Raw genomic sequence first — 11,908 nt, forward strand, 5'->3', positions numbered from 1 at the left:
TCTTCGACCGAGTTTGTTCATGTCGCCCAAACCCTCTGCTCTGTCCTGGCTGTGGCTTACCGCCGTGGTCATCGTGCTCGATCAGCTCAGCAAGGTCTGGGCATTGAGCGCGTTGCAGCCACCCGGTGTACCGCACCCGGTCATCCCCGGGTTGCTTAACTGGACCCTGGCCTTCAATACCGGCGCGGCGTTCAGTTTCCTGGCCAATAGCGCGGGCTGGCAGCGCTGGTTTTTCGTGGCGTTGGCGCTGGTGATCGGCGTGACGCTGGTGGTGTGGCTGTCGCGCATCTCGCGCCGCGACTGGCGTACGGCAGTACCGCTGGCGATGATCATCGGCGGCGCCTGGGGTAACGTCATCGATCGCCTGCATCAGGCCAAGGTCACCGACTTTATCCACGTGCATTACTACGACAGCTGGGATTTTGCAGTTTTCAATGTGGCCGATTCGGCCATTACGGTTGGGGCGGTCATGCTGATCGTATTCGGCTTGTTTACAAAGCAGGCTTCGCAGCCCTAACAAAGCTGAACGTCCCGACGTGCGATAATCCCTTCAAAGCAGCCAACGAGCTTCCCCAGCCCCATGGACATCCTTCTCGCCAATCCCCGCGGCTTCTGCGCCGGCGTCGATCGCGCCATCGCCATCGTCGAGCGGGCGCTCGAATCGTATGGCGCGCCGATTTACGTGCGTCACGAGGTTGTGCATAACCGCTATGTGGTCGACAAGCTGCGGGCGGGCGGGGCGGTATTCGTCGAAGAGCTCGACGAAGTGCCGGATGGTTCCACTGTCATTTTCAGTGCGCACGGCGTGTCCAAGGCCGTGCGTGAAGAAGCCGAAAGCCGCAACCTGAACGTTTTCGACGCGACCTGTCCGCTGGTCACCAAGGTACATATGGAAGTGGCGCGCCTCGGGCGCGGCGGGCGCAGCGTGGTGCTGATCGGCCATGCCGGCCACCCGGAAGTCGAAGGCACGATGGGGCAGTGGAACCCGGCCAATACGGGCGAGATCCTGCTGGTCGAGTCCGTCGACTGCGTGGCGAAACTGCAGCCGAAGTTTCCGCACGAGCTGTCCTATGTCACGCAGACCACGCTGTCGGTCGACGACACCAAGGCGATCATCGCGGCGCTGCGCGAGAAATTCCCGGACATCGATGGACCGCGCAAGGACGATATCTGCTACGCGACGCAGAATCGCCAGGATGCGGTGCGCCGGCTTGCCGATGCGGTCGATCTGGTCCTGGTAGTCGGGTCGGTCAACAGCTCCAATTCCAACCGCCTGCGCGAGCTGGCGGAAAAGCAGGGCGTGACGTCCTACCTGATCGACGGTGCCGAGCATATCGAGCGCAGCTGGCTCGACGGCGTAAAGCGCATCGGCCTGACCGCGGGCGCCTCCGCTCCGGAAAAGCTGGTCCGCGACGTGATCGCCCGCCTGCAGTCCTGGGGCGGCAACGAGGTGCAGGAACTGGACGGCGAAGCGGAAACCATCACGTTCGCTTTGCCCAAGGAGCTGCGCGTGGTCGGCAGCTCGTCGGCAAGCCTTTAAGCATCCCGACGGCTTGCGCCGGTTGGCTTGGCCCCGTAAAATTCCAGATTCACTGCCGGAATAGCTCAGTTGGTAGAGCGGCGCATTCGTAATGCGTAGGTCGTAGGTTCGATTCCTATTTCCGGCACCATTTTTTGCAATTGAAACAGCGCATTACACGTTGCAGTGTAGTGCGCTGTTTTGCTATGAACGGCAGGATTTTGTAGAACGGCTACGGCAAATTTGTGGCAAGCTACGACCTGCAATTGACGCCTATGCCACGACGGGGAAATAGCCATGCCACTCAAAGCAAGGTTTGTTGCGGCGATGGTTCTCCTAGCCGCCCACTTACTTCCTGTGGCGTACGGTTCGGAGCCGGCCAAGGGTTATATCTATGACGCAGCCGATGCAGGCGACAACAGGGCCCTTGTCATCGATGTCGTTACCCGTAACGTGGAAATTCAGAGTAAAGCCAAAGCACACATTGACGCGCCACTTGGCGATCTTGGTGGCGGCTACGACGATTGCGGAAATGAAAAGTTCTTTTGCCTGACTGGCCTACTTGAGATCGTCATTCCAAAGGCCATGCCGATGAAGCAGTGGGGGTATCACGGGTTGTTTTGCAAAGGCGTCGCTCAGCCGAGAGGCGATATCTATCGCATCGCGTGTCGCTCATCCAAGTATCGTGGGCACCCCACTTATACGTACTCGCGCTCGCGTGGTGTCCTATCCATTGATAGTTCACCTATAGGCGGGGCACGAGGTGGATTCCAGCTGCGCGGCGAATATGGGCTGTTTTCACCTGGTAGTAATCCCTAGCCGAACGCGAGGTCGCTCAAGGCGAATAGCCGGGGCGTTGACGGACGCCGAGAGCGGCTTGGGTAACGGCAAGGGCCAAGTGATTCTCTTAGCGTTCCTCCCCAGTGCGGGCTTTTTTGTGCCTGGAACCCGCCCGAAGGCGTGTGAAGGCCGTCACTCTTGTTCGGGCCGTCGCCGCCGCTCGTCGGCCAATTCCGACCGCTCATCGGTGGGGGCCTTGGCGGCTGCGCGGCCCCGGTCCACAGTTCGCCCAAGGGCATCCAGGGGGAATCCCAATGCGGGTTATATCGCGCCAGCGAGGCGTCTCGCTGATCGAAGTGCTTGTGGCGATCGTCATCTTCAGCGTCGGCGTACTCGGCCTGGCGTTGTTGCAGATCAAGGGCGCTCAATTCACCAAACAGGCTGGGTCGCGCAGCTACGCCATTATCCAGGTGCGTAGCCTGATCGATGCGATGCGCGCCAACCCGACCGTAGCGGTACTGCCGCAGACGGCGGCCGATCAGTCGGCACCGACCGCGAGCGAGTGTCCTTATTGTTTCTCCGGCTCGACGCCGCCGACGCTGATCGATTGCTCCGCGGGCTGCACGCCGCAGCAGATAGCCAGCAACGATATCAGCCAATGGATCAATCGCCTGAAGAGTGCCGCGCCGGGACCGGTTGGCGGCAATCTGGCCACGGTGACCTGGAATGGATCGCTTGGCCAGTACCAGATAACCGCACATTGGTCCGGTGGCTCCGTCGATACCAACACGACGACCAGCGCAAACGATGATCTCTCCTACACATTGAACTACATGCCATGAAGCGACCCGAGTCCATGCAACGGCGGTCCCGGCAGTTGGGCGTTTCGCTGATCGAGCTGTTGGTAGCGGCATTGCTCGGTCTGATCGTGGTCGCGGGCCTGATTCAGGTACTTCTGGCCAATCGCCGTGCGTATCAGGTGCAGCAGGGCAGCAACTATCTGCAGCAGAACCTGCGCTTTGCCAACGACACCGTCAGCTGGTCGGTGCGCATGGCCGGCTTCTGGGGCGGCGTGTTACCGAACGAAATCCAGGGGCTGACCGATGGCACCGGGGCTTCGTCCTGCAACGACGCCTGGCTGCTGGCCGCACAGAATGCCACCGGTTCGGGTAGCGTGTACGGTGTCGATGGCGGCGCTAAATTCCCTGTCACCGGGTGCGTCAACGACGCCAACTATGTGCCTGGCAGCGACGTGCTGGTAGTGCGCTATGCCGATGCGGACCCTTGTGCCGTGGATACCGGCGCGACCGCACTCGATACCAGTACCTGCCTGCCGGCATCCACCTATTACCTGGCCGCAAACGTCGGTCAGACGGGGCAGATCTTCAAGGCATCCGCCTCGGTACCGACGCTACCGGGCAGTACGCATCGCTATGTCTATCCGTATCGGGTGGACATGTATTACCTGCAGCCGTGTTCCGATACCAGCGGTGGCAATTGTTCGGCAACGAGCGACGGTGGCACGCCGCAGCCGACCCTGATGCGCATGAGCATCAGCGGTGGCAAGTTCCAGGCGTTCCCGATCGTTTCGGGTATCGAGCAGTTGCAATTCGAATACGGTGTGTACATCCCCAGCGGCCAGCAAAGCGAAGTACCCGCGGTCAATCAATACAAGAGCGCGGCCAAGATGACTGATCAGGACTGGACCAATGTCCTGTCCGTGCGAGTGAGCATGGTGGCCCGCGGCCGCGAGCGCGACCTGTCCATTCCGCAAACCGGCACGTTCGCCTTGACCGGTACCTGCTCTTACGAAGTGGATGCCGGCGGCAAATTTACGCTTACCAGCACGGGTGCCGACTGCGATGGTTTTTCCATGGCAGGGCTGAACCGTCCCGATCAGTTCGTGCGTACGTTGATGCAACAGACCGTGCAGCTGCGTAATCGCAGTCGAGGTGGATAATGGCTAGTCGCGCTCCTGGTTACGCAACGCTCCGTCGCGCACAGCGCGGCGTCGCACTGTTTATCGGCCTGGTATTCCTTGTCGTGCTGTCGGTGGTGGCGGTCATTGCCATGCGTGGCACGCTCACTGAAATGCATATGGTCAATAATGTCGCCCAGCATGAGCAACTGTTCGAAGTATCCGAATCGTTGCGCGATGTCACGGTAGCTTTGTTCGACGACCACACTTTCAACCGTGGCTGGCCTACGACCATGACCGGCGGGACGGTGCCCTCCACCGATTTCAGTACGTTTCCGATCTGCGGCTCCAAGCCTATCGGCAGCAGCGGCGTCACCTGCGACATGCTCAAGAGCATGACCATCCGTACCGATGCCACCACCGGCACGGTCAATCTTTACGCCATTGCCTATCAGACCAGCGAACTTGCCTACGATCCTTCCACCTGGGTCAAGAACAGCAAGCCGGACGTCACCATCACCAGTTGCACCAGCGGCGATTGCACCAGCGGCGGCACATCCAGCATCTGGGTGCGGCCCGATGGCACCGGCCTGCAGGCCGGCTCGGCCGCGGCGCAGGCTGCGGGCTATCGGGGGCAGGGCAGTGGTGCCGCCGGTGGTAGCGCAGCCATGTACTTCGAAATTCTGAGCGTGGCGAGCGCCGGCGGTACCGGTCCGACGGATGCGTCCGCGACCAATGCCATGACGCTCTCGCAATACAAACAGCGCATTGCCAACTGACCGCACAGCAAGCCCATACCTTTGAAGAGACGGGTCATGAATCGATTCCTTCGTCCCAACCAGGCACTACATCGCTCCGCTCGCCGGATGATGTTGGCTGTGCTGTTGATGCTCCTGGCGATATTGCCGCTATCTGCCGCCATGGCGGCTACGGCGGCCGGCGCGCCGGGTGCTTCCATCGCGGTGAACAAGAACAACAAGACGGCGGTGGGCGGCGACTACACCGCATATCCCACCTTGAACGCCAGCGCGGTGGCGCCATTGGTGATGCTGGTTATCTCGCGCGACGAGCAGCTGTTCATCAAGGCCTATACCGACTACACCGATCTGGACGGCGACGGCGTCGTAGACACGACCTACAACGACAAATTCAACTATTCGGGCTACTTCGATTCCAACCTTTGCTACCAGTACGGTACCGCCACTTATAAGGCCAGTGCCAAGGCGACTGGGACAAACGGTCATCAGTGCGATGGCACAACCTGGAGCGGCAACTTCCTGAACTGGCTGACCATGAGCCGCTTGGATGTCTTGCGCTTGGTGCTTTACGGCGGTTTGCGTTCCACCGATACGTCGACGGCTACCACGCTTGAGCGTGCGCCGATTCCCAATGACCTGCATGCCTGGGCGAAAGTCTATTCGGGCACCGATATCAACAATTTCACGCCGTTCACCACAACGATGTCGTTTTGTAACGCGACGTTTGACGACAACGGCAACTACAGCGTCAGTGGCTCACCGCGCCTGCGCGCTGCAAAGGGTGTATTTTCCGAATGGGGTTCCACGGCCAGTCAGCAGTGCCAATGGCAGACTGGTAGCAAGCCTTCCAACGGAAACAGCAACTGGTTCGATATTCCCAATCAGTCTTCGACCGGCGGTACGTCATATACCGTACGCGTTCAGGTATGCGATCCGGGTTCGAGCTTCCGCGAGAGTTTTTGCCAGTCGTACAACAACAGCGGTACGCCCAGCTACAAGCCGGTGGGCCTGCTGCAGCGTTACGGCGAAAACGGCCAGATGCGTTTCGGTCTGATCACTGGCAGTTATGGCGACCCGCGTTCGGGTGGTGTGCTGCGACGGAACATCGGCAAGCTTGCCGGCAATGTTGCCAACACCGACTGCGGGACCGGGGACGAAATCAGTCTGCAGACGGGTGTCTTTTGTTCGTCGGCGTTGGCTTCGGGAGCCGAGGGCATCGTCAATGCGCTGAATCGCTTCAATATCGTCAATAACATCGGTAGCTGGAATGGCACCTGGTCCGATTGCAATACCTACGGCATCAATAACCGTACGGGCGGCAACGGTCATTTGAACAATCCCGGCACCACGTCGAGCTACAGCTGCGAGGCCTGGGGCAACCCGCTGTCGGAGATGTACGCCGAGGCGCTGAATTACATTGCCGGTGGTACATCTACGGCAGCTTACTTGCCTGGGACTGACCTCACTGGTTTGCCGAGCGCGACCTGGTTTGATCCTTACGGCAAGGACAGCAGCGGCAATGTGCGCAATCCGTACTGCGCGCAGTGCAGCATCATCGTGCTGTCGACAGGTCTGAATTCGTTCGATGGCGACGAGGTGTCCAGTGTTGCCATTCCCAACCTCGGCAGCACCGTTGCTAACGACTCGACCAAGACAGTAGGCACGCTCGAAGGAATCAACGGCACCTATCTGGTCGGTCGGTCGCTCGATAATCTGGTGGCGACTCAGTCGGCTACGGCAGGCCCGGCGCAGACAGGCGATGCAAGCGTAGTGGGCAATGCCGCGAACACGCATGAGGACATATGTACCGGCAAGACAGTAGATAATTTGAGCCTGGTGCGCGGGATCTGCCCCGATATTCCGTCGCAGGAAGGTAGTTACCTGATCGCCGGTCTTGCTTACAAGGCGCGCATTACCGATATGCGGCCCAACTTGAAGACGGCATCGGGCGCGGCCAAACCGTCAGGCAATCCCAACAATATTCAGACCTATACCGTGGCCTTGGCGGAAAACCTGCCGAAGTTCCAGATTCCGCTCTCAAATGGTAGTTTCAGCATCGTCCCGATGTGCCAGGCCAACAATAGCGGTTCGGCCACGGCATCGTCGTCCGATTGGCGTAACTGCTATCTCGGTAACGTGACGATCGGCACCAAGACGTCAATCATCTCCCCGTTCTTCGTCTATGGCCGCCCGCAGCTCAGCACCGGCAAGGCCGGTAGTTTCTCGGTGGTATGGGAAGATTCCCAATGGGGTAACGATCACGATCTCGATACCGAGGTGATGTTCACCTATTGCGTAGGCGCCCAGTGCAACCTGACGACTACCAATCACGGTAGCTATACCGGCTATGACATCTGCTGGCTGGCGACATTGTCGACAAGCTCGGTGTGCGGCACCAGTGGTAAGCCTACTATCGGTGAAGACACGGCGCTGGTGCGCATCGAACATTTGTCCGCTTATGCGGGCAATGCAATGCTCGGTGGTTTTACCGTGACCGGCTCGGACAACGATGGCGTCAAGCGCGATCTGTTGCGTCCCGGTAATCAGGACAACTCCATTCTGACCCAGAGCAAGAACATACCCAGCACCTGGACGGTGCCCCAGGTCTACAAATTCAAGATCGGTAGCGCACAGGCTCAGGCACTGCAGAACCCGCTTTACTACGCTGCAAAGTACGGTGGTTTTGCTGCAACCACCGACGCCAATGGCAACGCCATCAACCAGCCTTGCGACAGCACCACGACACCTGCGTGCTCGACGTCCAACTGGGATCGCGTGGACAACAACACGGGGCAGCCGACCACGGCCGGTACGGGCGATGGCTTGCCGGATAACTTCTTCCCGGTGCGCAACCCGGCGCAGCTTGGTGCCCGTCTGGCTGACGTGTTCAACAAGATCCTTGCCCGGTCGGGTTCGGGTACCTCGGCGGCGGTGGTTTCCAGCAGCGCCGCGGGTGAGGGTCTGACGTATCAGGCGCTCTATCAGGCGCAGCAGCAGAATAAGGACGGCAGTCAGAAGGTGGCATGGACCGGCGCGCTGAATGCGCTGTGGACCGATGCGCAGGGTCGTCTGCGCATGGGCGGCTACAACGTGAATGGTGTGCCGACGCTGGGTAATTACACCCAGAATCCGATCGTAGTGTTCTGCACCACGACCACGGGTGAGTCGCGCTACCAGACCTTCACCGACGTAGCATCGGCGCCCAGTTCGATCGCGCCAGCGCAGTGTGCAGGCCAGACACTCGACACCTTGACGACGGTCTGGTCGGCGCAGACGCAGCTCAATGCCGGCACGTACACCACCGCTACCCAGCGTACCTATGGGACGGCGGCAACACCTGCCAATGGCCGCTACATATTCACCTGGGTCGACGCCAACCATAACGGCAAGGTCGACGCCGGCGAGCAGATGGATTTCACCTGGACGTCCAGCACGCTCAACGGCACAGGCACATGCGCGGGTACGACGTTTACCGGCAACTACCGTTTCCTCAATACCTGCGATGCGACGGGTGCGAGCGCACTGGTCTCATGGGTACGCGGTGCGGACTATGTAGGTAGCGACGGCAAGCCCGACCCCAACTGGCGCTCGCGTACGCTCGATACCCAGGTCTACCGTCTTGGCGACATCATCAACTCCACGCCTTTGGCTGTTGGTACACCTGCCGAAGCGTTCGACCTGCTGTACAACGATGCGAGCTATGGCGGATTCCGAGCGGTCTATCAGAGCCGTCGCCAGATGATCTATGTCGGCGCCAACGACGGCATGCTGCATGCATTCAATGGCGGCTTCTACGACGCGGCCAACAAGCAGGTCGATCTGCAGCCACCAAAATGCGCCAGTGACGGCACCTGTACTGCCGATACCGGTTACACCGCGCACCCGCTCGGCGCCGAAGTGTGGGCCTACGTACCCGGCAACCTGCTGCCGCATCTGCGCTGGATGGCCGATCCGCAGTACACGCACATGTTCTATGTGGACGGCTCGCCGATTTCCCAGGACGCGCGTATCTTCAGCGCGGACACGGGTTGCGCGGCCAGCGGCACGACGCAATGCCATCCCGATGGCTGGGGTACGGTGCTGATCGTTCCGTTCCGTTTCGGCGGTGGCCCGATCGGTCTGGATACCAAGTCGGGCAGCGGTGCGACTCAGCAGAACTCGTTCTCCGCGTATGTGGTGCTGGACGTGACCAATCCGGAGGCCCCGCCGGTAGTGCTCGCCGAGCTGACCAATACCAGCGCGACCGGCACGACCTGCGCCAGCACGATCGTTTCGTGCGCCGACCTGACCCAGCTGACGGCAACCTACACCTCGTCATTGCCAGCGGTTGCGATGTTCCGCCCGGCCGGCACCACCAACCCGAACCCGAGCAAGTTCTACCTGTTCACCGGATCGGGTACCACGGATAACAGCGGCGTGGGCACGACCGAAGGCGGCAGCGCCGGCTCCTCGCAGAACCTGATGATCCGCGCTTATGACATGGCCAACCTTGCCTCGGCCAACCCGACGCCGGTGACCTGGGGCAGCAAGAGCAATGCGGCCGATTTCGGCAACGTCGGTAGTGCGAAAGCCGGCGCACAGAGTTTCGCGGGCGACCTGATTGCCTCGGACTTCAATCTCGATGGTATTGCCGAGGCGCTTTACTTCGGCAGTTCCCAGGGCACCAGCAACTCGTTCAGTGGCGGCATGTGGGCGATCGATTTCAACAACAGTACTGATCCCACCGCCTGGACGCCTCGTATGCTGGTCTCGGGTGTCAATCGCCCGGTCACGATCCGTCCGACTCTGGGCGTGGACGACCAGCAGCGTTCGATGGTGTTCTTCGGTACGGGGCGTGCCTACACCAAGGCCGACCTGGGCGATCAGCAGCGACAGATCGTTGCGAGCATCATCGACAGCAAGGGCACGGTCGCGCTGTCGTCGCTGATCGATATCACCAACGTGCAGATCACGGCAGACGACAAGGTCGTCGGGTCGCCGAAGACGGTGGCTAACGAAGCGGCGTTCGCGCAGCTGGTGGCTACCTACCCGGGTTGGTTGTACAACCTGTCGGTCACGGACAGTAATGGCAATACAGTGCCCGCCGAACGCGTTATCAGTTCCCAGGCCCTGGCCGGCGGTGTGTTGTTGACGACGACGTATCTCCCCGGTACCGATACCTGTACCGACCAGGGCCAGGGCTTGCTCTACGGTATGGACTACAAGTCGGGCACGTCGAGCACGGGCTTGCTTGGCTTCCTCGACACGACCACCTCCGGGCAGTCGACCTATGTTGCGCGCTCCGTTTCGCTCGGCGCCGGCCTGCCATCGCAGCCCAGCCTGCACAAGGGCGGTACCGACGCCAACGGTACGCAGCAGTTGCGCGTCTGCGTGCAGACGTCCAGTGGTGCCATCATCTGCCACGATGTCACTCCGCTGCAGGGCATCACCAGTGGCGAAATTTCCTGGCGCGAGCCGCTGGACAAGTAAGGGGATACGAGATGCATCGTCGTCAATCGGGTTTTACGCTGATCGAGATCATGATCGTGGTGATGATCGTGGCCATACTTGCCGCCATCGCGATCCCGGCGTATCACCGCTATGTGGTTCGGGCGCATCGTACGGATGCGACCCGTACGTTGCTGGATCTGGCGGGTCGTCAGGAGCATTACTTCTATTCGAACAACACGTACACGACAGATGTGACCGCACTGGGTGGTACGACCACGATGGCGGGTCAGTTCTACGCCGTGGCCATCACCAGCGCCGATACGAAGAACTTCTCGATCACGGCAACGGCGATCGGCCTCCAGGCGACAGAAGACACCGAGTGCGGGAACTTCACGATCAACCGCCAAGGTCAGCAGACCATCAGCGGTACCGGCACCAAGGCCGCTTGTTGGGGCAACTGACGATGCCGACGCTGAGCCGACCATCGTTGAATAACCTTGCATTTGTCGCGCTGGCTTTGGCGTCCGAAGGGCTTTGCGCCCAGCAGGTCTATAAATGGACCGACGCCGCCGGCACGGTCCACTATGAAGAACATCCGCAGGCAAAGAATGCCAAGCTGGTGGAACTCAAAGGGGGCGTGGATACCCCTGTGCGGTCGATGGCCGATGCACCGCAGTTGACGGTGTCCAAGGCGGATGTGGATCAGATGGACAAAACGCAGCGCGTCCATCTTTGTCAGGTTGCGCGTGACAATCTCAAACGGATCGACGGTCAGGCAGCGGTTGTCGATAGCAGCGATATCCACGCAGCCCGATTACTCAGCAGCGACGATCGGTTGAAGGCGCGTGGCGATGCCCAGGCACAGATCGGGAGCTATTGCGATGACAAATAGAACGCACTCGATTAAAGCGGGCAGGCTCAGGCACCAATCGGGCTTTACGCTGATGGAGCTGGTTATCACCACGGTGATACTTGCGATCCTTGCGGCGGCCGCGATGCCTAATTTCCGCGACTTCATGCGGCGCAATAACGTTGCCGCACAGGCCAACAATGTGCTGGCCGATCTGCAGAATGCACGCAGCGAAGCGATCAGCCAGCGCAAGCAGGTATCGGTATGTCCCCGCGCCCCCGGGGCTGCCGAAACGGATACGTCGTGTCAGTTGGCTAGCACCAATTTCGATGGCGGCTGGCTCTCTTACACGACCACCGCGGCCGGCTCGGCCTATGCGGCCGGTACCGCCGGGTACGATCTCCTGCACAGCAGCTCGGGTAATCCCTCGCTTTCGATTCGCTCCAACCAGTCCGTATACACCTTCAATTCGCGCGGCGAGCTTAGCGACCAGGTACAGCACGCGATAAGCGTGTGCTTCAAGCCGGTGTCGGGTCAGGCCACCGAAGGCACCAGCACGGGTGCGGTGCCCGGCAAGACGATCATTATTTCGCCGACAGGCCGAGCCATCGTTCAGGACCTGGCGGCTGGTACCGACTGCACGCCCACCTGAG

General features: G+C 60.4%; 10 protein-coding genes and 1 tRNA gene. All 11 read left to right on the forward strand.

Going from position 1 to position 11,908, the window contains the following annotated elements; all coding sequences use genetic code 11:
• The first annotated feature begins 19 nt into the window (after positions 1 to 19).
• On the forward strand, positions 20 to 517 hold the full coding sequence (gene lspA, locus QMG46_RS12380; RefSeq protein ID WP_281848138.1) for a signal peptidase II: 498 nt from the start codon (positions 20 to 22) through the stop codon (positions 515 to 517).
• A 63-nt stretch (positions 518 to 580) separates the two neighbouring features.
• Positions 581 to 1,540, forward strand: coding sequence for a 4-hydroxy-3-methylbut-2-enyl diphosphate reductase (ispH, locus tag QMG46_RS12385; protein WP_281848139.1), 960 nt, complete (start codon positions 581 to 583; stop codon positions 1,538 to 1,540).
• 54 nt (positions 1,541 to 1,594) lie between these two features.
• Positions 1,595 to 1,670: transfer RNA gene (locus QMG46_RS12390), tRNA-Thr, on the forward strand.
• Between the two features lie 146 nt (positions 1,671 to 1,816).
• Positions 1,817 to 2,338 (forward strand): hypothetical protein, encoded by a 522-nt coding sequence (locus QMG46_RS12395; RefSeq protein WP_281848140.1) that lies wholly within the window; start codon positions 1,817 to 1,819, stop codon positions 2,336 to 2,338.
• 275 nt (positions 2,339 to 2,613) lie between these two features.
• The gene (pilV, locus tag QMG46_RS12400; protein WP_281848141.1) at positions 2,614 to 3,141 is read left to right on the forward strand and encodes a type IV pilus modification protein PilV; all 528 of its coding nucleotides are present in this window, start codon (positions 2,614 to 2,616) and stop codon (positions 3,139 to 3,141) included.
• A complete protein-coding gene (locus tag QMG46_RS12405) occupies positions 3,138 to 4,259 on the forward strand; it encodes a PilW family protein (RefSeq protein ID WP_281848142.1) in 1,122 nt (373 codons plus the stop codon). The genes pilV and QMG46_RS12405 overlap by 4 nt, the downstream gene beginning before the upstream one ends.
• Positions 4,259 to 4,996: a PilX N-terminal domain-containing pilus assembly protein gene (locus tag QMG46_RS12410; RefSeq protein WP_281848143.1), complete on the forward strand. Its 738-nt coding sequence runs from the start codon at positions 4,259 to 4,261 to the stop codon at positions 4,994 to 4,996. Before QMG46_RS12405 ends, QMG46_RS12410 begins: the two co-directional genes overlap by 1 nt.
• 36 nt (positions 4,997 to 5,032) lie before the next feature.
• Positions 5,033 to 10,444 (forward strand): pilus assembly protein, encoded by a 5,412-nt coding sequence (locus QMG46_RS12415; protein WP_281848144.1) that lies wholly within the window; start codon positions 5,033 to 5,035, stop codon positions 10,442 to 10,444.
• Positions 10,445 to 10,455: 11 nt separating this feature from the next.
• Positions 10,456 to 10,866, forward strand: a complete 411-nt coding sequence (locus QMG46_RS12420) for a type IV pilin protein (RefSeq protein WP_281848145.1) — start codon at positions 10,456 to 10,458, stop codon at positions 10,864 to 10,866.
• 26 nt (positions 10,867 to 10,892) lie between these two features.
• A complete protein-coding gene (locus tag QMG46_RS12425) occupies positions 10,893 to 11,297 on the forward strand; it encodes a DUF4124 domain-containing protein (protein ID WP_281848146.1) in 405 nt (134 codons plus the stop codon).
• A 52-nt stretch (positions 11,298 to 11,349) separates the two neighbouring features.
• Positions 11,350 to 11,907: a GspH/FimT family pseudopilin gene (locus QMG46_RS12430; protein WP_281848147.1), complete on the forward strand. Its 558-nt coding sequence runs from the start codon at positions 11,350 to 11,352 to the stop codon at positions 11,905 to 11,907.
• Position 11,908: the final 1 nt, after the last annotated feature.

Origin of the sequence: Dyella sp. GSA-30 (assembly GCF_027924605.1) — a bacterium.
Lineage (GTDB): Bacteria > Pseudomonadota > Gammaproteobacteria > Xanthomonadales > Rhodanobacteraceae > GSA-30.